A 23,853-nucleotide genomic window follows, 5' to 3' on the forward strand; every position below is an offset into this window, starting at 1 on the left:
AATAAGACCTTCATATGAGATTGTATAAAATAAGTTTCCATAGAGAGGCTTAGAATCAGTCGTTTTTACTAAAATTACGGACTTGTGCAACGGTTACCATTGTTACCACACGTTTTTTATTAATCGTTTTAATTTTCTGTCATTAATTTTCATTTGTACAAACCCGCATTTTCCAGCTACTCCATAAACGGTTCCAGCATTTTCTTCTTTAAATTCAGACCAAATTTGCGCAACATTTTCAGAGTTCAATTTGTCAACCACAACACTCAATTCAGGTTTTTCATTCAGGTTCACAATTATCGCTCTCCGATTTTTATAATGTAAAACAAATAAAATTTTACATCCGCATTCAGTTCCATATTGATTTTCGTGTTCATTTATTATTGTCGGTGAATGAGCAGTTTTTATTTTTAGGTCAGATTGTTTGTAAATTGAGTCAGTTTTTATTTTAGCTTTTATCAATTCAATCCGTTCAGATTTCGATTCCGCTTTTTCAAATTCCATTTTCCATACTTTATTTTCCGCTTGCAAACTGCAATCAGAAGTTTTTGTTTCTTGAGCATAAGTGACTCTAAAAACCAAAATTGTTAATATGTACAGAATTTTTCTCAAATGTGTGGTAACGGCTTCGGCTATGATTAGTACGGGGATAAATAAGCGATTAGTTTCCGATTAAGGATTTAGCCAAAACTTTTTATTTTGTTTTAATTTTTTATTTTAAAAGCCAAATTAAAAGATTTGGCGGACTTTATAAAAATACATTGAACTTTGGATTAAACACTTAAACCCGTATTAATTATAGCCATTGTTGGCAAATCGTTATTTTTATTAAATGCAATGAGTTTTGTCTATTACTTTTGATTCAATTTGTTCATCAATATTCTTTGAATAAATTTCGATTTCCTCTATATAACTTAAAATGTCTGAATTTGATATATCTGATGCACTATCATTGTGATGTAAAATATTATTTCTTTTTGTTACAATAAGATTAATTTTTTCTCTGGATTGGATAAATTTTTCGTTTTTATCTAATTCAAATCCGAACATCTTGAATAAGTCATTTGTTCTGAATGGATTTCCTGATATAAAAGAGTCTAAATCTTTCTTTTTTAGTTTTATTTCAAGATTTTCAAATCGTGTTTTCTTTTTATCAAGTAATGTTTGAACTTTAGAATCAGACTTGTCTTTATTTTCTATGCTCCATCTAATTAAGTTATATGGATAGTTTTCGTTTTTTATTCTATCATTATAATCTATAATAAGTATTTCAAGTACATCCTTAAGGTAACTCTCTAAATATCCACAAAGAGTTATTAAAAACGATTTAGTTAGAAAGTTTGCGTTATCATAAACAAAACCTGTTGGATTATCAGAAATTATGATATTATTGCAATCAGTAATCGTATTTCTCAAGTCTAATAGTTTTTCTTGATACTTGTGAAAAGCTTTAGTTACCATCAATTTCATTTAATTTTTCTTCCCACATTTCTCTTCTTCTCAAAATATATACTTTTTGTTGTAATGCACCAGCAAGTGATTTTTTAAATAAATCAATACCACATAATTCTTTGAACTTTTGAATTATTTCATTTCTATTATTATCTATAAAATCATCACTTCTATTACTAAAACTCCACATTAGTAAGTCATAATATGCAAGACCTTGTCTAGGTTTAATTTGGGTGGTATCAACAAATGGATAGTCAAATGTTCTTAAACATTTGTCTAATGTAGAATTAAATTTTTCCTTTAGTAAACTCGCTTCTTCTGATGTAATATCTTGTTTGGCAGACATAAATGAATTAAGGGTTTCTGTGAGTTTACTATCGTAATCACCCAGATCATTGTTTAAGGCAAAAAATCTTAAAACAAGCTCTTCATTGCTTCTATCGTTTTTAGCTCCACTTTTTCTAAAACTTTTTATAAACTCATTATCTCCTAATTCATTCAATAAGTTATCAAATAAGCCAGGATAAATAGCGTGTCTTATTTCTTGGTCGGAAAGTTTAACAGCCCCCTGATTTAATCTAGCAAAAATTTCTCTAACAAGTTCTTTAGGATTTTCCTTTCGTAGAATTACACATCTTATAGTAGTACTCTCAAGTTCACTTTTCAACTCTCCTAATTCTGAAAATTTCTTTCCATTCAATTCAGGGTAAATTGTTAAACCTTCGAGTTCAAATTTATCATTAAAAAAGTTTTTTATAGTTGTAATCCTTTGCACACCATCAATTACAGAATGATTGCTTTGTGCATTTTCTGCAAAATAACAAGCTGGAAGTGGTATTCTCATCAAACAAGACTCTATGAATCTACTAGCTCTTACATTACCATCTTTATCCCACTTATATTTTCTTTGAAAATCTGGATTTAAGATTAATTTAGGTGGATTTGCTGTAGCTCTAGCAACCAGAGTTTCGAAAGGATAATCAATAGGGTATAAATTCAGTATTTGTCTTTCCATTTATTTATTTTAGAGTTTGAGTGAGTAATGTTTGCCAACGTTCAGTATAAGAAACGTAGGGCGGTTGATAAGCACTATCGTTTCGGTTTATTACTTAGCTAAATATAAATATTTTGCTTTTATCTTTTCTTCTATAAATGCCAAATTTTATATTTGGCGACTTTGTAAAAAAACACAGACCTTTCGATAAGCATAAATCGCCCTATGTTTTTTATACCCTGTTAGGCACTGTATTTTTTATGTAATTCAGCGCTTAATAAATTATCAAATGAAGAAGATTTCAGAGTGTTATTTAAATCAACTTTTAGTGTGTCATTTTCATTTAGAACAGTAATAATTGCATCAAAGCCTGTTTGTACGTGTTCATTTATATGATTTAGGTCAGATTCAAGTTGTGATAATTGATTTTTTAATAAGTCAACATCATTCCATTTATCTGATTTACGAAAAATGAAACTTGTCATCCTTGCTATGTGAAATTGTCCGTTTTTTGCAATATATCTTTTTAAATCATCGGTGCTTTCTTTTAGACCAGAATTGCTTATATATTTGATGACTCTTTGTTTTATTAAGTGATTTACAATAAATGTCTCTACGTGAATGTTTTTAAAAATACTATCGTAATAATCACTCCAAATTTTGTACTTGCGACTTCTTGCATCAGAAGGTCTTTTTAATGCAATAGCTAAATAAGCTGTAGCAGCTAATTCATTTGGGATAATTTTAGAAGAATCTTTGTCTTGAAATTGTCTAGGTTTTCTTTCGTAAAAATAAGAATGAATAGAAAAAGCACGTTCTAAATCCCTTTGGATTTTGTCATTTGCTCTAAGGTTTCTATTTGTTATTTTGTTTTGATTGTTTGTAGTCAAAACAACTTTATCAACTAATTCTAAGTCTGAAGTTTCAAAGACTTTTAGAATTACTGTAGTGTCTTCTTGTAATATTCCTTCTTTTTGAGCTATAGCAAGAGATGAAGATGTTTGACATCCATTTACGATTTGCAAGTTTTCAATTTTTAAATGAGGATTGTCAGGGTCTGTAACAGGGTCAACCTTATCGCAAACAATAGTAACTCCATTATTTAAAAACCAAAAAAGATAACTTGTATCTTCATCAGAGCAAGTTTCTTTAATATCTTTATTTACAGTACCTAAGTTTCCTAAATATTTCCGAACATTTAAATCAAAAACAAATCCTTTCTCATCTTCGTTTACAATACGTGCGATTTCTTTAGCGGTTGTTGTACAAATAATACCTTTTAACCCGTGCGAATGATATTTAATTAAAGAAGGAGAGTTGGTGTCGTACTTAATTTGTATGTCAGCGTGAATCTTTTTATTCTTTTTCTCTTGAGCATTTAATCTATCTACAATTTCAATAGCTCCAATCATTTCGAAGCTAAATTTTGAAAAAGTGTCATTATCGAATTGTTCTCTTATAGACTTTATTTCTTGTAAACATTCATCAGAAATATTTGTTGATAAAGCATTTGTAATATAGGCTATTTTAAGTTCAATATTTGAAGGTCCTATAAGTGAAATAAGGTCTTTACACTCTTTTATTTTATCACGGAACTTAATATTGGTTAATGTGTCAATATCAGCTCTTTTTTTATTAAAGACCCAGTTTAAACCATTTCTGATTTGTATTAAAGAATTAGATGAAAATGAGCTTTCATTTTTAGCTTGTGTTATATAAATTATTCCTTCACCATCTTTTTGTTCAACTGTTATATTGTCAATTTGTTTATCCTGACCACCATCAACATCATCATTATCATCATAAGAATGAACACTATTGTCAATAAACAAGCTATGTCCGAATATTTGAAATGCTTTATTTACATCATTAAGACCTAAGTTTAGATTTAATTTTTCAATTTGGTCTTCTACTATTTGTTCTCTAATATCCATTTATTCTATGATGTTTTTTTATATGGTGCCTAACTACTGTATATCATTACCTATATAGTAATTTCATATAAAGTTATTTCTTTTCAAATGTAATTTAAATTTTAAGAAGTAGCGATGTAATTCGCTGTTATATAGCTATTTTGTTTGTGTTGAAATTAGTATTCCTGCCGTTTATAAACGACTACAAATACTTATAAGCGTTTGTATTTAGAATGAAATCTACCCATTACTAAACACACCACCTTACGGAAACCCGTAAATAGGTATAAAACATCTTTAGCGTGTTTTTGTAAGATCGTAATAGAAAGAAAGTTTCTGATTTAAGAGATACAGACTTAAGGTCCTATCTACGGCAGGCAGGCAGGCAGGCAGGCAGCTTCGCTGAAAGACATAAGACACTTCCTAAAGAAATGAGTCATACGTTCTACAGTCTTATGTCTATATTGACTTTCGCACTTCGATAAGTTCAGTGTGACGTTCAGTATAAGTTACTAGTTACCTTTTCGCGAAAGCATAAAAAATCAATCCTTTCACTAGAAAAATTAACCTCCTTTTACCACCATAAACACCCTTTAAACCCACGCTTTCGCCACACCTCAGAAACCCTCTCTAATGCTACGAAAACGTTATCATTTCAATATTCCAATACATACATTCATTTATCCATTAAAAAAGAGTACTTTTGCACGCGCTAAGCGAGCATGCTCTTAATTATATAGTATGAACGCTTGTCTATTAATAAACAAGGTACCCGCCTTCGCGGGCATATATTATGGATATTAGAAACATTGCCATTATTGCACACGTAGACCACGGTAAGACTACGCTGGTAGACAAGATTATGTATCACTGTGAACTTTTTCGTGAAAACGAATCGAAAGGAGAACTCATCCTTGATAATAATGATCTGGAACGTGAGCGTGGAATTACCATTACATCAAAGAATGTATCTGTGATGTATAAGGGTACAAAAATTAATATCATTGACACCCCTGGTCACGCCGATTTTGGAGGAGAAGTAGAGCGTGTATTAAACATGGCCGATGGTGTGTGTCTTTTGGTAGATGCTTTTGAAGGACCTATGCCACAAACGCGTTTTGTACTTCAAAAAGCAATTGATCTTGGTTTGAAGCCTTGTGTGGTTGTCAATAAAGTAGATAAAGAAAACTGTACGCCAGAAGAAGTACATGAGAAGGTATTTGACTTGATGTTTGAACTAGGTGCAGAAGAATGGCAGTTAGACTTCCCTACTGTATATGGTAGTGCAAAGAATAACTGGATGAGTGATGACTGGGAAAACCCAACAGATTCTATCGAGCCTTTATTAGAGATGGTGATGGAGCATATCCCAGTACCAGAGGTAAAAGAAGGAAATACACAGATGTTAATTACATCTTTAGATTTTTCTTCATTTACAGGACGTATTGCGATAGGACGTTTAAATCGTGGTGAACTGAAAGAGGGAATGCAAGTCTCTTTAGTAAAACGCGATGGTACGATTAAGAAAACACGTATTAAAGAATTACATACGTTTGACGGTTTAGGACGTAAGAAGGTAGAAAGTGTACAAGCGGGTGATATCTGTGCGATTGTAGGATTAGAAGGATTTGAAATTGGTGATACCGTTGCCGATCTAGAAAATCCAGAAGGACTTGCAACCATTGCGATTGATGAGCCTACCATGAGTATGTTATTCTCCATTAACGATTCACCTTTCTTTGGAAAAGATGGAAAATTTGTAACATCTCGCCATATCAAAGACCGTTTAACAAAAGAGCTTGAAAAGAATTTAGCACTACGTGTAGAAGAGACTGATAGTGCCGATAAATTTATGGTATACGGTCGTGGGGTCATGCACTTATCTGTATTGATCGAAACGATGCGTCGTGAAGGGTATGAATTACAGATTGGACAACCACAAGTAATTATTAAAGAAATAGATGGTGTAAAATGTGAGCCGGTAGAAGAGCTTACGATCGATCTTCCAGAGCACGTATCTGGAAAGGCAGTAGAGTTTGTATCGCTTCGTAAAGGAGAGATGCTTTCTATGGAAGCCAAAGGAGATCGTATGATTATCGAATTTATCGTTCCTTCTCGTGGTATCATCGGCTTACGTAATCAGTTATTGACAGCAACGGCTGGAGAAGCGATTATGGCACACCGTTTTAAAGAATATCAACCACTTAAAGGAAATATTCCAGGACGTATTAACGGGTCGTTAGTATCTATGGAAAACGGAAACGCGATTCCTTATTCTATTGATAAGCTTCAAGACAGAGGAAAATTCTTTGTAGATCCAGGAGAAGATATTTACGAAGGTCAGGTGATTGGAGAAAATAGCCGTCAGGATGATATGACAGTAAATATCACCAAAACAAAAAAGCTTTCTAACGTACGTTCTTCAGGAGCCGATGATAAAGCAAAGATTGTTCCTGCGATCAAGTTTTCTTTAGAAGAAGCCTTAGAATACATTCAGAAAGATGAATATGTAGAGGTGACACCAAATCACTTACGTTTACGTAAAGTATACTTAAAAGAAGTAGACCGTAAGCGTAACAAGATTGTATAAGTAGCGTTGGCGTCATTCTGAATTTATTTCAGAATCACATAAAAAAGCTTTTGTTATGAGAACCTGAATCAAGTTCAGGTTGACGTAGCAAGATGATATAGAAATCCTCGTTTGTTTTCAAACGGGGATTTTTCTTTTATACGCTTTCGCGAAAGCGTATAAAAATATCATAACGGCTCCTCACCTCTCTGAGGGGAGGTGGATACATCGAGGATGCGAGATGTAGACGGAGGGGAGTTGTTTATAATTTATATGTAAGAGTTCTCGACTTCGCTCGAACGGACAGAAGTAAAAGGAGGTGTCTTTGTTTAATCTATGAAAAAATAAAACCAAAAATAGAGTAGTACTCTAAAATAGAGCATTACTCTATTTTTAATGTGAGGCTTCCTTCATTACTGAAACGAGTTCAGCACAGGCACTAGTCTTCTCTCCCTTCCGTCTGTGTCTCATTCTTCAACACATCCACCTTCCCTCAGAGAGGGAAGGAGCTTTTATTTTGATTGCTGTATACGCTTTCGCGAAAGCGTATAAAAATATCATAACGGCTCCTCACCTCTCTGAGGGGAGGTGGCTACATCGAGGATACGAGATGTAGACGTAGGGGAGTTGTCTATAATTTATATGTAAGCGTTCTCGACTGCGCTCGAACGGACAGAAGTAAAAAAGGTATCATTGTTTTATCTATGAAAAATCAAAACCAAAAATAGAGTAGTACTCTAAAATAGAGCATTACTCTATTTTTAATGTGAGGCTTCCTTCATTACTGAAACGAGTTCAGCACAGGCACTAGTCTTCTCTCCCTTCCGTCTGTGTCTCATTCTTCGACACATCCACCTTCCCTCGCTGAGGGAAGGAGCTATTATTTTGATTTCTGTATACGCTTTCACGAAAGCGTATAGCAAAACTACTGTCTGCTCGAGCGCAGTCGAGAGCTATACTCGCATACGTAAGCGTTCTCGACTGCGCTCGAAGGGACAATCCACTAGGAAACTATCATATATGAGTTTTCCCTCCTAGAAAGGCGATGTACAGAGCATGTCGAAGTAAGGGTTAGGGAGGTGTTCTAACATATTTAAAACTTAATTGAACATGATAAGATAGCTTCTCGTTTTTATATATTAGCAGAGATAATTACAGGGTTGTAAACGATAGTTCCAATTTTGTCGTTATCCATAAGACACTAAGTAACCAAAACCATTATTATAAAGAAGACTACGCTATATACCGTACAAACGTATCAAGATCAAGATCGCGCTGCGTGGAATGATTTTATCGCTTTCGCGAAAAATGCCACTTTTCTATTCCACCGGGATTTTATGGAGTATCACAGGGATCGGTTTGTGGATCATTCGTTACTGGTGTATAAAGGATCAAAACTCGTTGCGGTATTACCTGCAAATCGTATAGATCAGGTTTTGCATAGCCATCAAGGATTGACCTATGGCGGATTGGTAGTCTCTCCTAAAACCAAACTTGCTGATGTCATTGAAATCTGTCAGACACTTTTGAAGCATTTGCATGATCAAGGAATCACTACATTACATCTAAAAGAAATTCCTTCGTTTTACAGTGCATTACCTTCCGAAGAAATGGCGTATATCCTACAGTTAGTACAAGCAGGCTGTATACGTGTTGATACTGCTTCTGTGATTGATTATCGTAACCGATTAGCGATACAGTCCAATAGAGTAGAAGGAGTGAAAAAAGCGCAGAAACAAGGATTGCGTATCGAGGAAACACAAGATTTTGAATCGTTTTGGAATGAGATTTTGTTACCAAATTTAGAAAAACGACATGCTGCTAAGCCAACGCATACGCTAGAAGAGATTAATTCGCTTCACGCGAAATTTCCTAAAAACATCAGACAGTTTAATGTTTATAAAGAAGATCAAATAGTGGCTGGAGCTACGATTTTTCAAACGAAAACGACAGCGCATGTACAATACATATCTGCCAATGAGCAGAAACAAGAATTAGGCGCCTTAGATTTCCTTTTTCAAGAATTAATTATAAAAACGTTTGCTGATTTGTGGTATTTTGATTTTGGAATTTCTAATGAGCAACAAGGCACCAAACTCAATAAAGGACTTTCCTATTGGAAAGAATGTTTTGGTGCGCGTACCTACGTACATCGGTTTTATGAGATTGAGACTGCAAACCATCACCTTTTAAACAACGTATTCCTATGATTCCATTTTTAGATTTACGTGCGTTGAACGCTCCTTATGACGAGGAATTTCAAGAAAAATTTAAAACATTCCTTGAGAAAGGATGGTATATCTTAGGCGAGGAAGTACGTCTATTTGAAGAAGAGTTTGCAGCATATTGTGGGACAAAACATTGCATAGGAACGGCAAATGGTCTCGATGCGCTTCGATTGATTTTAGATGGGTATAAAATACTTGGAAAACTCTCTGAAGGTGATGAGGTGTTGGTCGCTTCTAATACGTATATCGCCACGATTTTGGGGATTCGTCAGGCAGGATTAGTACCTGTTCTAATAGAAGCCGATCTACAAACCTATAATTTTGATTTTGCAGATCTTCAAAAGAAAGTAACGGCAAAAACCAAGGTGATCATGCCTACGCATTTGTATGGTCAGTTAACCGATATGGAGGTGGTGTCCGCTTTCGCGAAAGCAAATACATTACTAGTCGTAACAGACTCGGCGCAATCACATGGAGCCAAAACTTCTCAGGGAAAACGAAGTGGGAGTTTAGGAGATGCTTCTGGGTTTAGTTTTTACCCAACAAAAAATTTAGGTGCATTGGGTGATGGAGGTGCTATTACCACAAACGATACAGCTCTCGCTGAGGTCGTTCGATCGTATCGTAATTACGGGTTTAAAGAACGCTATGTAAGTGCTTACGAAGGGTTGAATTCACGTCTGGACGAAATACAAGCCTCATTTTTACGTATAAAACTACGAGATTTAGATATTTCTAATATGCGTAGACGAGCGATTGCGACACGTTATATAAACGAAATTAAAAACCCTAAAATCACACTTCCTACTTGGAATGGAGACGAAAATCACGTGTTTCATCTTTTTGTAATACGCTGTAAAACGAGAAATCATCTTTGTGATTATTTAAAAGCCAATGGTGTGGGAACGATTATACATTATCCAGTACCGCCACATCAGCAAGCGGCTTTGAAAGATTATAATGATGTATCGTTTCCAGTGACAGAACAAATCCATGATGAGGTAGTCAGTATTCCGCTGAATCCTGTGATGGATAATGCGATGGTATCTCAGGTAATTTCAATTTTAAATTCATATTAATTGGAAGACGAAAAGAAGTCATATCAACAAGTGATGAAGGCAACTTCACTATTTGGAGGTGTGCAAGTACTTCGTATTCTAGTGACTGTGATTCGATCAAAGGTGATGGCTGCTTTGCTAGGACCTGAAGGGGTTGGAATCTCAAATTTATTGACACGTCCCTTACAGTTGATTACTACAGCAACGCAATTAGGGCTCGATAAAAGTGCCGTTAAAGAGATTTCGTCCAAATACAAACAAGGAGATGAAGTGAAAGCGTATCGAATGATTGCGATTCTAAAACGCTTGGTTTGGATTACTGCACTTATAGGAGCTGTGTTTACGATTGTCTTTTCAGGTGTTTTAAGCAAGTTTACATTTGACTCGTATGAGTATACCTATACATTTATGTGGTTAGGATTGGCAGTTGTATTTAATCAATTAGCCATGAGTAACCTTGCTGTTTTACAGGGATTACGAAAACTCACCTTTCTCGCTAAAGCCAATATTTACGGTGCTATTGCTGGACTTTTGGTTACGATTCCGTTGTATTACTATTTCAAGCTAGATGGGATTCTACCAGCGATTGTAGCAACTTCAGGCTTTGTATTTCTCTTTGCCTATTTCTTTGCTAAAAGAACAGTAAAGGCGCATGCTTCAGTAACCAATAGTGTTGTTCTATCTGAGGGAAAACCGATGATTAAACTTGGATTGGCATTAAGTTTTAGTAGTATTATCGGATTGACAGTTGCCTATCTTATTTTAGTATTTGTTAGGACGAAAGGAGGTGAAATAGAAGCAGGGTTTTATGGAGCAGGAATCGTCATTCTGAATACGTATGTAGGACTTATTTTTAATGCTATGTCTACTGATTATTATCCTAGACTTGCCGCAGTATGTAATGATCTAAAAGCAGTTGTTAAAACCGTTTTTGAGCAGGCATTTATTGCGATCTTATTAATTACGCCTATCGTCATTATATTTATTGCTTTTGCACCATTGTTAATTACATTATTATACTCTGCCGAATTTGAACCTTCTGTTTCGTTAGTTCGCTGGGGAATTTTAGGAATGTTGTTTAAAGCTGTTTCATGGTCTATAGGGTATGTAATTATAGCTAAAGGTGATTCTGAGCTCTTTACAAAAACGGCTATTGGATTTAATAGTGTGTTACTGTTACTTAATCTAATAGGCTACCATTATTGGGGATTAGAAGGAATAGGAGTCAGTTTACTTATTTATTTTGTGATTCATTATATAGGGGTATGTATCCTAACGTATTATCGCTATGGTTTTAAAATGAAAACCGAATTTTATCCTGTCTTTTTGATATGTTTACTTCTTAGTGTTGGAGCATTTGGTGCTACTTACATACAGGAAGAGGTACTTAAATATGGTATACTTGTCGGGTTAATTGTAATTTCTTCCCTATATTCATTTCGATTATTAGATACCAAAATTGGATTTAAATCGTTCCTAGATACGATCCTAAAAAGAAAAAAATAATGAGTGTATTGAATCCTTTACGAAAACTACGCAAACGCTGGAAAGCGTTTTGGTATGTGAATTGGATCAAAACATATTATTTTAACCTAAAGATGTTCCCTTTTAAAACAGCGATGAAATTGCCTGTGTTTATCTACGGCGATTATAAACTGACAAATCTTGGCGGAAAGGTGATTATAGATGCACCTATTAAAAGAGGAATGATTGGTTTTGGTCATCATTTCGCAGGGCGTACACGGTCTTGTGGATTAGGAGAGATTGTTATTGCAGGAACGGTTGTCTTTAAAGGCAATGTACATATAGAGAGAGATGTTTATTTTCAAGTAGGTTATGATGCTTATTGTGAGATGGGGAATTTTACATCTTTAGGATATCAAGTGATTTTTATTTGTCGTGAGCGTATTGTTTTAGGAGATTATGCTCGTATAAGCTACCAAACGCAAGTGATTGATTCTATGTTTCATCAACTTATAGATCTAAAAACAAATACAAAGAAACCTAAAACAGCACCTATACATATAGGTACTTATAATTGGATAGGAAGTCGCTCTACCATTATGAAAGGGACAAAGACATCAGATCATACAACGGTAGGGTCTAATTCTTTATGTACGAAAGATTATACAGATTTAGGAAACTATATTGTGATAGGTGGTGTGCCAGCAACACTGCTTCAAACTGATGTAAAACGTGACTGGGAAGGGGAGCAATCTATGTTAGATAAGCTTGTAAGAAAATAGTTAATATCGGAAAAAAAATAATTGAATATACCCGATCTTTAAGGGAAAATATGTACCTTTGGGTATGGATTGGAAAAATATAGTTGTTGATTATGAACAAAAAGCGCTGTTAGAACGTATCTCTACACAGAAGCAACAACTAGATACGCACCGCCCAATTCCAGACTATATCATACGTAATATAAGAGAAAACCTCGATTTAGAATGGACCTATAATTCTAATAGTATAGAAGGTAATACCCTCACGCTTGTTGAGACGCAACTTGTTGTTCAAGATGGATTAACTATAGGAGGGAAGTCTTTACGTGAGCATCTTGAAATTGTAAATCATCAGGAAGCAATTCATTACATAGAGAAAATTTCAAACAAAAACTTTGTGCTCACAAAACGAGATATACTTCAAATACATTCCCTTGTTTTAGATAAGATTGATAAAGATATAGCTGGTGTATTTAGAACAAGCGGTGTTCGTATTTCTGGAGCAAATTTCACACCTCCTGATGCTTTATTTGTTGAAGAGCTTTTAGAAGAACTTCTACATTGGTATATAACAGAAGCAAAAGGGATGCATCCTGTTGTAAAAGCGAGTATCTTTCATCACAGATTTGTTTGGATTCATCCTTTTTATGATGGTAATGGACGTACAGTCCGTTTATTATATAATTTACTTTTAATGAATGAAGGCTTTCCTCCAGCAATTATTTTAAAAGTAGATCGTAAAAAGTATTATACAGCATTAAATCTGGCAAATACCAATGACTATTCAAAATTGATTTTTCTAATCACACAGGCTACAGAACGATCTTTATCTATCTATTTAAGTAATCTTGAAGATAGGTCTAGTGGATATAAACCTATTCCTGATATTGTGAGTGAGCCAGAAATCCCTTACAGACAGGAGTATGTTAGTTTACTAGCTAGAAAAGGAAAAATAGAAGCCTATAAAGAAGGAAGGGTTTGGTATACTCGAAAAGAAGCCATTCTAGCTTATAGAGATAAACGTCTCAGAAAAAGATAGTGCGTTTTTAGTTTAGTATTCTTTTCTCCATATATCAAGATACTTTTTTGTTATTACGATATGGTCGTGATATTTTTCTACAAAAGCTCTGGCGTTTTTAGCTATGTCTGCGATACGTTCTGGATACAGGATTAATTGTTCTAACTCAGAAGCAATTTGTTCTGGGTCTGGTGTTGCATCAATGGCTACGGTATGGGTGAGTTGGTAATGCTCTTTAAAGTATGTGCCAGCACCTGTGAATACTACTTTTCCTTTTGCCATGGCTTCTAGTGCATTATATCCTTGGTCATGGGAATATACCTGATCTAGTAAGATATGTGCTTTGTCATATGCTTTGATATATTCTGCATAGGGAAGCGACTCAACAGTAATCACTTCTATTTTTGATGCATGTTTTGCAGTAATAATTTCTAAGGCTTTTTCAAAAATAGGATTCCCTTTCTTTAAATAACTAGAACGATTAATTCCATGAAAGATGACTATTTTATCTTGTATAGGAGTGAGTGTATATTCTAGTTTATCTATTTGAATAGGTGTAGGCACAAGTGTTGTTGCTTTTTTAGTTCCTTGTAGACCTAGATAATAATCCATATCTGTAGGAATGATTGCTTTTACTTTCTGTTCTACAAACGTATATAACTCTTTATGTTTCTTATCTATATATTTCAGTGCAGGTCTATAACTGTCTTTTAAAGTACTATCTGTTACATAAGGCGTTAGTATATGATAGGGAAGAATCTGATTGCTTAAAAGATTTTCTACCCAAGGGGTGTCGGTTCCGCAGGCAGATAAAAAAAGTGCATTGTTATGTTCTTCTAAAAAAGCAATGCATTTTTTTTCTTTGGCGATGGTTGTACGGATACTCCATGAGTTAATAAACTGCACCACATCGTATCCTTTCATTTGCTTTCGTTGTCTCCAGAATTTATTTCCAGTTTCTACAAGCGCCATATCAATTTTTGTGATTTTATAGATGGCGCGACGCACTTTTGTGATGAACCAATTATTACGACACCAGCTTGAAGCGATAGATATATCTACCGGATATTTTTTAAAATCATCGCCCGTTCCTACAAGAGTAACGGTATGACCTAAAGAAGTCAATCCTTCTTTTAAAGAATTGTGAAAACGACTATATTCGCCTATTAAGAGTATCTTCATATCGAGGATATCAAATATACTATAATCCATTAGATGAAACCTGATTCTGTTCCTTTTGAAATTATAATAGCGACGATGTTTCGAACAGACCTTTCATTTTTGGAAGCTATGTTTCCTAATGGAGATTATAGTCACTATCCTATTTTGATTATCAATCAAACAGATGCAGAACGACAATTACATTCTAATGAAAACAATGTAAGAGTTATTAATACTGAAGAACGCGGTTTACCACAAAGCCGTAATATGGGGATTCGAAATGCAATTGGAGACGTGTGTCTTGTTGCAGACGATGATGTACTCTATGTAGATAATTTAGAGTCCATTATTCTAAATGGATATAAAACCTATCCAGATGCTGCTGTCATTACGTTTCAGTTAGTAAATACCAAAGGAACTTTATTTAGAGAGTATCCAGATGTGATACAGCATGATAAAGAATCTTTTAAAACAGTAAATGGCGTAGTGATTAGTTTTAAAAAAGATATACTTCTTAATACAAATACATTGTATAATCCTCATTTTGGATTAGGGACAATATTTAATGGGGCCAATGAGTATGTATTTATGAAGAATGTATTAAAAGCACAATTACCTGCGTATTTTGTGCCTGAAATTATTTTAAAGCATCCGGATATGAGTTCAGGTCAAGATTTAGGGAGTGATCGTTTATTATTCCTTAGAGGGGCTTTGGCTTATAAGTATTATGGAGTTTTAAGTTATCTTTGGGTGATTAAATATGTGTTTTTTTTGATGCGTCATAAATATATTAAGGCTAATGACGCTTTCGCGAAAGCAAAAACAGCTTTTTCAGGAATTAAAAAATATAAACAACTCTTAACATCTGGCGAAGAACGTAGATAAATGATAGATAACAGCAAGATCATAGAAATTCCAAGAATTACAGATCCTCGCGGAAATCTGGCAGTAATAGAAAATAATACACTTCCCTATGACTTAAAAAGGGTGTATTATTTATATGATGTGCCTAGTGATGCATATCGAGGAGGTCACTCTCACAAAAAATGCATGGAGTTTCTAGTGGCGCTAAGTGGTAGTTTTGAAGTGGTATTGGATGATGGAACTTCTAAAAAGCGAGTGACTTTAAATAAACCTAATAAAGGATTACTGATTCCTACAGGAATATGGCGAGAATTAGAGAATTTTTCTTCGGGTGCTGTTTGTTTGGTGTTGGCTTCAGAAGAATATGAAGAGGCAGATTATATCCGAGAATATGAAGTATTTATAGCTTCAATAAACTCCTAAACGTATCCCTAATTTTTCTAATATCCTTTTTATGCGAAATAAAAGTTTTATTATAAAAGCTGGGGCATGAAGTAGTTTCAATTGTTTCTTATTTAAATTGGAACTATCGATACGTTCTGTGAAAAATTGAGCTTCTTTAGGTTCATTCCAAAGTTTTGCTCTTATTACTAGAGAAAACCGATTAAGATCTAAAAACTTTTTAAGCGTTTTATTCCTTTTTTCTATCTCTTCAAATTTTACAAAATTAGGTCTATGTTTTACAGAGCCTATACTTTTATAAAGGCTTATAGGAGCATATGTATATGTGGCGCAGGGTTTTGTGCTAAAAGCAATTGGGTATTGGAGACCTATACGAATCCATAGGTCTGTATCTTGTCCGCTTTTGATAGATTCGTCATAATATCCTATAGTGTCAAAAACATTTTTTTTAATCACTGTAGAGCTACTGGTTAAGACTGTGTTTTTATAGCTCCCTTCAAAATAGTCAACTTCTAAGTGTTGTTTGTTTTTTGGATTAGGGAATGTGTATGAGGATGTTCGTTTTCCATCATGATCTTCTATGTCAATAGCTGTTGCAAATATGTCGTGTGTTGGAAATTCTCGCATTAAATTATTAATCTCTTCGAGATAATAAGGATGCCAAAGGTCATCTCCATCTAATAATGCAATATATTCTCCTGTAGCTAGTTGAATGGCTTTGTTACGAGTAGCAGCAGCTCCTTTATTATCTGTAAAGGCATGATAAATAATTTCATTGCCCATAGATTGAATCATTTCTTCACTTCTGTCTGTAGATGCATCGTTCACAACTACGACTTCGTAGTTTTGTAATGTTTGAGCAAAAACACTTTGAAGTGTTTTTTTAATAAATGCTTCTTTATTATATACCGATATGATAACAGAAAACTTAGGCATCTTTATTCTTTTTTAAAGAGGTGTAGTGCTGTAATTTATATAGGTCAAAAAGAAATAAAGATGGAGATTTCCCTATTAAGTTTTTTCGTATTTTACTCTTAAATGGTCTTATTAGCCTAAGAAATAATTTTGAAATTCTTCTCTTTTTTAATAAGGTATAACTTTTTTGTAATCCATTTAAATTATGCTCCATAAGTCCATTATCTTCATAATAAATAGTTGTTTCTACTGCATCCAGTGTTTTTTTAAGAAAACAAGTATTTGTTTCTAAACCTAAATGAATAACTGGGTTATCTATATGTAATATTTGAGCATTCAACATTTTTAATCTATTTGAAAAAAGATTGTCTAATCCATATCTATTTTCTTTACTAATATTGGCTTTATAAAAAAGTTCTTTTTTTATGAGTAAGTTCTGAGAAATAATAAACCAGGGCTGTTGATTTCGTTTTTCTATAGATTGAGATTCTCGGTGTTTTCCATAATACCAACGTAAATACTTATCTGTACTTGGTGCTGTTTCTTGATATTGAATCCCTCCAAAAAGAACATCTAAATGTTCTTGCATAGCGTCAATATAATCTTTTACAAAATAAGAAGTTGCTGGCATTATATCTGCATCTAGGAATAACAACCAATCATAAGTTGCTTCTTTTGCAAGTGCTTCACGATTTTTAGTTCTTCCTAAGTTTATGTTTTGAAGTAGATACTTAGTATTAGAGAAAGTGACAATTTCTCTATTGATTTCTATATAAGAGGATGAGTTGTCTTCAGAAACAATAATCTCAGCAACAATATCTAATGCTTTCAATTGTGTATATACGTTTTCAACCAACGCATATATATTATAGTTATATGTAGGAATTAGAATAGAAAGCATAGTTTACTTACGAAAATACGATATTAAGGAAGATCATTTATAGTATTTTTAAAAAGCATTGAATTGACAAACTTATTTTGAATTTCGATATCTCAATAACCGAAATTGCTTTTTTATTAGATGATACGGGATAATATCTTTTATATAATCCCTCCAAGTTTTTGGATTAAATGGAATTTTAGTTGCATTTGGTAGCATAGTTTCCATAAGTTCTCTATAGAAAGGGCAATTAGTGGCATGTCTTTTAGGCTCTGGGATATTAAATAAAATAGAATATACTATATGTCTGTTGTTAAGGGGAGAAAAGTATTCCATAGCTGTCATATCAGATTCGTGATACATTTTTGAAGCCCATTTTCCCATTCGTAATTCATGATAAAAGAGGTCACTTATTCTTAAATTATGTTCTTTTGCATAAGGCCTTACATTGATAAGCCATTCATTTATAGCCTTTGTGTGTATGGATATATCTTCATACTCAATAGTGGATAAGGTTTTTTGTATTGATGAAAAATCATTTTCATTATAAAACCCTCTTAGATAATCTCCTCCACCAGATAAATTGATAGAAGGTTTTTTGATATTTTCTTTAAACCAAGCGATATTTCGCGTTTTTGATAGAAAACGAGGAACTATAAAATAATTTGAAAATTCTTGTTTAAAAGTCTCAGTTAATTCTTTAAGTTTTATCTCTTTAAAATTAAGTTTAAAATATTGAGCTAATTTGGTTGCTATTTTTACATCTCGTATTACATACGTTTTTCCAGTATTAAATATATAATAGTTGATTTTATCTTTCAGATTAATACTAGCGGTAAGAAGTAATCTAGAATCATAACCAGCAGTTATTGGAAGATATACATCATCATATCGCAAAGTAATAGCTTCAATAGTATTTTTAAGAAGTTTTTGGATCTCTAAGGAAACAGTTTTTTCATCTATATTAGAGTTAGTAAAAATGGGAAGTCGCTTGACCTTCTGACATTTTATATCTAAAAAGTGGTTAGGAAGTAGTTTTTTGAAACGATCATCCCAATCCTCTTCAGAAAGCAACCAATGTTCATTAATATTTAAAAAGAGTGTAGATTCTTTTAATTGCTTTTTTGCAGTTGATATTTCGGGCGTAAGATTAAGAATGTCTAATAATAATTTATCAGATGACGATATATAATATAAGCTTTCCTCTTTCCTATAATAAAGTTGCCTTTCAGCGAAACAATCAGTCACTAGTATTTCTTCTCCTTTGGAAATATAAAAAATAGTGTACTTCCCAGACATTATTTCAAGGGCTTTGAAAAAATCTTTACGGGACTCGTATTTTACGAGTGAATCAATAATTTGTTGATTGGAATACGTAGGATTATATGGATCAATTATAAAACCTAATAAAATAATATGTTGATCATTAAGTTGTGCAGTTGTGAAGGCAAGGTCATCATGATGAAATATTGAATATGTAGCTATATTATGTTGACTATACTCTTTATCAGAAAAACTTATTTCTTTATTATTTGTTATGAAATATTGTTTTCTTTTCAATGCGCTTTAATTTATGTCTAACAATCTAGAATATCTAATATGCCTTAAAACTACTAATATAATATGTAAATATTGAAGATAAGCTCATGCTTTTGGTTGTCAAATTATTTTTTAAAAGTATTTTTGAACTATAAAAAAATAAATGACTACACGAGAGAGAACAATATTTGGTATTTGCATTTTAGTGTTGGTATTAGAATTTTTTCTTCTCATGGATATTCCTGCTTTTTGGGATGCTAAAAGTAAATTTTCAAGAGCCAATTGGCTGTTTGAATCTGACTTTGAGCAACTAGTCGTGCCCACCGAATATAATTCTGGGCATCCTCCATTATGGATATGGAGCATCGCATTATTTTGGAAAGGATTAGGAAAAGCTATATGGTCTGCACGATTATTATTATTGATCGTTAATATAGGAGTCATCTATCAATTACTCTCTTTGTTTAAGAAAACAAAATTGCCTAAAGTCCCAGAAATAGTAATATTGTTACTTTTTATAGAGCCTACGTTAGTTGCCCAAACGACAAGCTTAAATAATGATATGTTACTCTTGTTCTTTTCATTGTTAGGGATGAATAGCTTATTAAAAAATAATTGGATCTGGTATGCTGTAGGAATTACAGGTCTAGTTTTTACAAACTTGAGAGGTATCTATATTTCTATAGCTTTTATTTGTATACATATTCTATATATACGATATGCAATCTTAGAAAGTAAGCGTAAGATGTATTATAGCTATGGTGTAGGTCTTTCTATTTTTCTACTATTTTTGATGTACCAATATCAAGAACTAGGATGGGTTTTAATTACTAAAAATGAATCGTATTCTCAACATAGAGAAAGTACTACACTATTTAATGCATTTAAAAACAGTATTGCATTTGTCAAAAATCTACTTGAATATGGTCGTTTTGTAATCTGGATTCCATTGCTCTTTCTTTTGATAACACATTACAAGAAACATAAGAAAATAGGCAAGCAGTTTTTGATACTGTTTATACCTTTATGTTGCTTTCTAGGCATCTTTTTCATAGGAATGGTTCCTTTTAGTAATCCTATGGGTACTAGGTACCTAATGATATGCAACCTAATAGCAATACTTTTATTCTTTAATGTATTTTACTCAAGAAATACATTTTTTATTAAAAAACAGATTGTAGTTTTTATAATAGCACTATCATTTATTACTGGGCATTTATGGATATACCCAGTTACAATAGCACAAAGTTGGGACAGTTCTTTGGCTCATATGCGCTATTTTAAACTTGAAAACAAAATGCTTGCTTATATGCAACAAGAAAATATACCTAGTCAAATAGTAGGTACAAATCTTCCAATGCATACCAGATGGATGGCATATGCAAAAGAGAAACCATCTAAGGAAAATAACTTTGCTAGTCCAGACATCAAGGAAAATGAATATTATTTGTTTTCAAATATTGAAAATAAGACAGCAGATGAGGATATTGTAGAACTAAAAACTCATTGGGAAGTTGTTCAGGAATATACATCTATGGGAGTAGAAATGATACTTTATAGAAAGCATCATTCAGATTTGTAATACCATTTTGTAAAACTAGTATTATCTAAATCCGCTTAAAATTTGAAGCTTACTAAAGCGACGCGTCAACAGGTATAATAGGTATATAGATACCATAGATATTATAATCTGACAAGTAACATTAATGACTTCATTTTCTATAAATAGTGACAAAATGGGATAGCTAAATACCATCACAGGAGAATGATAGAGGTGTAGTAAATACGTATAGGCTCCTGTTTTAATAAACTTCACTTTTATTTCTAAGCTTACTAAAAATAGTAAAAGACCAACAGCATTGTTGAGGTACAAATTGTCATTTATAACACTTAAGATGATTAGAATAACTGCTACGCTATACAGCCAATATTTTTTAAGATAATGTGCATAAGCATCTAATAAATACCCTACGGCAAAAATTAAAGGAATATCCCATCGTATAATGACTCTTCCAAAAATTAATAATGGAACTAGAATAAAAAGCATTTTCCAGTTTTTATAAAGAATAAGCTCTACAGCAACAAAAACGATAAAAATGTCTCTTATAAAATAAGTAGGAGGATTGATAGGAACATTATTGAGAGCAAAAATTCCGTCAGTAATGATGGTATAATCAAAGACGAGTCTATTTAGATAATTAATATCGAGTACATAATAAAAGAAAGCAACAGGCAGTAATACCACCAAGTTTGCCATTAAGAAAGGAATAAGTAAACTTTTTATTTTTTTTCGAAATAGCGGTTCGTTTTTTCTTTTTGAAACAGCAGAAAATAAGTAACCGCAAACAAGTAATAATAGCGGGGTTCCAAAAAGAGGTAATTGTTCAAAAATCCAATAGGCAGTTCCTCCTTCTATAAGATTATGTTTTGTGTGATTAAAAGTGATGAGTAAGACGGCTATAAGCCTTGCGATTTCTATACCATACTTCATATGCCTTATTTACACCGTTCGTTGTACGACTTCAAAAATCTTATTGTTGTCGCATTTTAATGTTTTAGACGGATACTTAAGTAGTAAGGCATAATCATGTGTAGCCATTAAAATAGTATTTCCATTCTTATTAATTTCCTGTAATACTTCCATGATTTCTACACTCGTCTGCGGATCTAGATTCCCTGTAGGCTCATCGGCGAGGATGAGTTCAGGATCATTAAGTAATGCTCTAGCTATAGCGACGCGTTGTTGTTCTCCTCCAGACAGTTGATATGGAAATTTAAAGCCTTTGCTTTTCATACCTACTTTGGCAAGGACTTCTTCAATTTTAGCATCAATAGCTGTTTTGTCTTTCCAACCCGTAGCTTTTAATACAAAGAGTAAATTATCTTTTACCGTACGGTCATTTAAAAGTTTGAAGTCTTGAAATACAACCCCTAGTTTTCTTCGTAAAAAAGGGATTTGTTTTTCTTTTAAACCATTTAAAGTAAATCCTACAATTTCACCTTCCCCTTCAGTAAGAGGTAAATCTCCGTAGAGTGTTTTCATAAAACTACTCTTCCCCGATCCTGTTTTCCCAATGAGGTACACAAAATCCCCTTTGTGAATAGTGATTTGTACATCAGAGAGAATCATATTTTCTCTTTGATATATAGCTGCATTTCTGAGATGAAGTACGGGTTCTGACATAATAGAATAACTAACGATAAAAATAGATTAAATCTTATTATTTACGGGGGTAATCTTTTTAAAAATTCTTTTTTTATACAAATAATGTGATATAATTAAAATAATAAACGGGAGAAATGGAATAGAAAACCGACCATTATTACCATAGATAACAAGTGCTTGTCCCAATGAAGAGCCTACTATGAGAACCATACAAAAAAAGTAAAAATCAAAATGAAAAATTCTTTTCCTAATATGTGCTGTAATCAAAAGCAGACTTATGATCAAGAAAATAACATTGATCATATATAAGATAGGCATTTGTATATAAAGCCATGTACCTGTTAAGATATTTTTTGGGATTTTGTAGTTAAATTTGTCATGATTCCACAATATAGATTCTTTCCAAAAACCTACCCAAGAGACGCCCACTTGTTGTAAATAATCTGAAGGATTGTTTTTAATTAGTTCTCTGGTCATAGGATCAAAACGCTGAGAGAGTTCAGAAACAGTAATGTTTTCTTTCGCTTTAAGCGTTTCATAAACCCGCCACACCGTCATAGATACATCGCCATCAGCAGCGATGACAGAATCTCTTTTGTGTACATATAAATCACGCAAATCAGCATGCGTGTCACTCGCTTTATCTACAAAAGATACACAGCTTTGAGCAAGATTAATTCCTGAAAATGCAGTAACAGATTTATAGCCTGTATTTTGAAAATTAAGTAAACTCCATCCCTGATAACTCATAATGGCAGGAATACATAATAGGAGAGTTCTACTTATAATAGCCGTATAACGGAGATGTCTATAGTTTATTAAAAAGCAAAAAATAACAAGAGGCGTTAAGACTATAAACATAGGCCTAATCAGAAAAATAATAGCTATTAAAATACCTAACACACCGCTTTGCACATACGTAATAGTGCCTTTCTGTTTCTGCCTAAAAAAGTTGATATGAACGATATACCATAAACAAACAACTAATGAGAATAAGGTTAATGACTCTGTTAAGATCGCCCTTTCATAAAATAGAATATGTAAAAAGAATGACAAACTCAACCCATTAAATAAGGCAAGAGGAATATGATAAATAAGTTTTAAACTTGTTTTATACAGGAAAATAGAAGATAGGATGCCAAGTAGCATTTGAATAATTACAACGATACTAAAGTTAATCCCTGTAAGCATTAATAGGAATGGATATCCTGGTGTACGTAATCCATTATAACCATCTAAGCTGAACGCTCCTAATTGTTCTGCTAGCGGGACATAACTTTGAGAGTCATTAAAAATAGACACTTGATTGCTATATGTTATGGCAATCAGTATTCTACTAAAAAGACCTATAATCACTAAAAAGAGTATAGGTCTTTCTAAAGCTATTTTTTGTATGTGATGTATAAATACCTTCATGTGGATATAAAAATAAAGGTTTTCATTTGATGACAATCTCTCATAGTAATTTT

20 protein-coding genes are annotated in these 23,853 nt (G+C 33.1%); 9 read left to right on the plus strand and 11 right to left on the minus strand.

Translation table 11 applies throughout. The annotated features are described in order from the left end of the window. Window positions 1-102: 102 nt before the first annotated feature. The 4 genes from Q1A60_RS17160 to Q1A60_RS17175 form a co-directional block, all read right to left on the minus strand. Window positions 103-612: a hypothetical protein gene (locus Q1A60_RS17160; protein ID WP_299767530.1), complete on the minus strand. Its 510-nt coding sequence runs from the start codon at window positions 610-612 to the stop codon at window positions 103-105. Between the two features lie 216 nt (window positions 613-828). Next, on the minus strand, window positions 829-1,470 hold the full coding sequence (locus tag Q1A60_RS17165) for a HEPN domain-containing protein (protein WP_299767529.1): 642 nt from the start codon (window positions 1,468-1,470) through the stop codon (window positions 829-831). Beyond that, window positions 1,451-2,467 carry a DUF262 domain-containing protein gene (locus Q1A60_RS17170; protein ID WP_299767528.1) on the minus strand — a complete coding sequence of 339 codons (1,017 nt, stop codon included), beginning with the start codon at window positions 2,465-2,467 and terminating at the stop codon, window positions 1,451-1,453. The genes Q1A60_RS17165 and Q1A60_RS17170 overlap by 20 nt, the downstream gene beginning before the upstream one ends. A gap of 221 nt (window positions 2,468-2,688) precedes the next feature. After that, a complete protein-coding gene (locus Q1A60_RS17175) occupies window positions 2,689-4,380 on the minus strand; it encodes an AIPR family protein (RefSeq protein ID WP_299767527.1) in 1,692 nt (563 codons plus the stop codon). 772 nt (window positions 4,381-5,152) lie between these two features. Here Q1A60_RS17175 and typA point away from each other — a divergent pair. The 6 genes from typA to Q1A60_RS17205 all read left to right on the plus strand — a co-directional run bounded on the left by typA (window position 5,153) and on the right by Q1A60_RS17205 (window position 13,478). Further along, a complete protein-coding gene (typA, locus tag Q1A60_RS17180) occupies window positions 5,153-6,949 on the plus strand; it encodes a translational GTPase TypA (RefSeq protein ID WP_299767526.1) in 1,797 nt (598 codons plus the stop codon). Window positions 6,950-8,265: 1,316 nt separating this feature from the next. Next, a complete protein-coding gene (locus tag Q1A60_RS17185) occupies window positions 8,266-9,138 on the plus strand; it encodes a GNAT family N-acetyltransferase (RefSeq protein ID WP_299767525.1) in 873 nt (290 codons plus the stop codon). Beyond that, the gene (locus Q1A60_RS17190; protein WP_299767524.1) at window positions 9,135-10,235 is read left to right on the plus strand and encodes a DegT/DnrJ/EryC1/StrS family aminotransferase; all 1,101 of its coding nucleotides are present in this window, start codon (window positions 9,135-9,137) and stop codon (window positions 10,233-10,235) included. Before Q1A60_RS17185 ends, Q1A60_RS17190 begins: the two co-directional genes overlap by 4 nt. Next, window positions 10,236-11,720 carry an O-antigen translocase gene (locus Q1A60_RS17195; RefSeq protein ID WP_299767523.1) on the plus strand — a complete coding sequence of 495 codons (1,485 nt, stop codon included), beginning with the start codon at window positions 10,236-10,238 and terminating at the stop codon, window positions 11,718-11,720. Then, window positions 11,720-12,460, plus strand: a complete 741-nt coding sequence (locus Q1A60_RS17200; protein ID WP_299767522.1) for a transferase — start codon at window positions 11,720-11,722, stop codon at window positions 12,458-12,460. Before Q1A60_RS17195 ends, Q1A60_RS17200 begins: the two co-directional genes overlap by 1 nt. A 64-nt stretch (window positions 12,461-12,524) precedes the next feature. Then, window positions 12,525-13,478, plus strand: a complete 954-nt coding sequence (locus Q1A60_RS17205; protein ID WP_299767521.1) for a Fic family protein — start codon at window positions 12,525-12,527, stop codon at window positions 13,476-13,478. A 12-nt stretch (window positions 13,479-13,490) separates the two neighbouring features. Here the strand turns inward: Q1A60_RS17205 and Q1A60_RS17210 are convergent, their stop codons facing one another. After that, window positions 13,491-14,639, minus strand: a complete 1,149-nt coding sequence (locus tag Q1A60_RS17210; RefSeq protein ID WP_299767520.1) for a glycosyltransferase — start codon at window positions 14,637-14,639, stop codon at window positions 13,491-13,493. Window positions 14,640-14,672: 33 nt separating this feature from the next. Between Q1A60_RS17210 and Q1A60_RS17215 the strand changes: the two genes are divergently transcribed. Both Q1A60_RS17215 and Q1A60_RS17220 read left to right on the plus strand, forming a co-directional pair. Further along, window positions 14,673-15,503, plus strand: coding sequence for a glycosyltransferase family A protein (locus Q1A60_RS17215; RefSeq protein WP_299767519.1), 831 nt, complete (start codon window positions 14,673-14,675; stop codon window positions 15,501-15,503). Beyond that, on the plus strand, window positions 15,504-15,905 hold the full coding sequence (locus tag Q1A60_RS17220; RefSeq protein WP_299767518.1) for an FdtA/QdtA family cupin domain-containing protein: 402 nt from the start codon (window positions 15,504-15,506) through the stop codon (window positions 15,903-15,905). Here the strand turns inward: Q1A60_RS17220 and Q1A60_RS17225 are convergent. The 3 genes from Q1A60_RS17225 to Q1A60_RS17235 all read right to left on the minus strand — a co-directional run bounded on the left by Q1A60_RS17225 (window position 15,891) and on the right by Q1A60_RS17235 (window position 19,239). Next, complete coding sequence (locus tag Q1A60_RS17225) at window positions 15,891-16,820, minus strand: glycosyltransferase family 2 protein (RefSeq protein ID WP_299767517.1); 930 nt, start codon at window positions 16,818-16,820, stop codon at window positions 15,891-15,893. The two genes, Q1A60_RS17220 and Q1A60_RS17225, sit on opposite strands and share 15 nt — an antisense overlap. Next, on the minus strand, window positions 16,813-17,700 hold the full coding sequence (locus tag Q1A60_RS17230) for a glycosyltransferase (protein WP_299767516.1): 888 nt from the start codon (window positions 17,698-17,700) through the stop codon (window positions 16,813-16,815). The genes Q1A60_RS17225 and Q1A60_RS17230 overlap by 8 nt, the downstream gene beginning before the upstream one ends. 72 nt (window positions 17,701-17,772) lie before the next feature. Next, window positions 17,773-19,239, minus strand: a complete 1,467-nt coding sequence (locus tag Q1A60_RS17235; protein ID WP_299767515.1) for a hypothetical protein — start codon at window positions 19,237-19,239, stop codon at window positions 17,773-17,775. A 142-nt stretch (window positions 19,240-19,381) separates the two neighbouring features. On the opposite strand from Q1A60_RS17235, the gene Q1A60_RS17240 reads away from it, so the two are divergent. Further along, window positions 19,382-20,800, plus strand: a complete 1,419-nt coding sequence (locus Q1A60_RS17240) for a hypothetical protein (protein WP_299767514.1) — start codon at window positions 19,382-19,384, stop codon at window positions 20,798-20,800. Between the two features lie 21 nt (window positions 20,801-20,821). Here Q1A60_RS17240 and Q1A60_RS17245 read toward each other — a convergent pair whose 3' ends face one another. Genes Q1A60_RS17245 through Q1A60_RS17255 form a run of 3 tightly spaced genes read right to left on the minus strand, consistent with a single transcriptional unit; the run spans window position 20,822 to window position 23,800 of the window. Further along, window positions 20,822-21,709, minus strand: coding sequence for an acyltransferase family protein (locus tag Q1A60_RS17245; RefSeq protein WP_299767513.1), 888 nt, complete (start codon window positions 21,707-21,709; stop codon window positions 20,822-20,824). A gap of 9 nt (window positions 21,710-21,718) precedes the next feature. Continuing rightward, the gene (locus tag Q1A60_RS17250; protein WP_299767512.1) at window positions 21,719-22,402 is read right to left on the minus strand and encodes an ATP-binding cassette domain-containing protein; all 684 of its coding nucleotides are present in this window, start codon (window positions 22,400-22,402) and stop codon (window positions 21,719-21,721) included. A 27-nt stretch (window positions 22,403-22,429) separates the two neighbouring features. Further along, window positions 22,430-23,800, minus strand: a complete 1,371-nt coding sequence (locus tag Q1A60_RS17255; protein ID WP_299767511.1) for a hypothetical protein — start codon at window positions 23,798-23,800, stop codon at window positions 22,430-22,432. Between the last annotated feature and the right edge of the window lie 53 nt (window positions 23,801-23,853).

This window comes from uncultured Dokdonia sp., from assembly GCF_947492535.1.
Classification (GTDB): Bacteria; Bacteroidota; Bacteroidia; order Flavobacteriales; family Flavobacteriaceae; genus Dokdonia.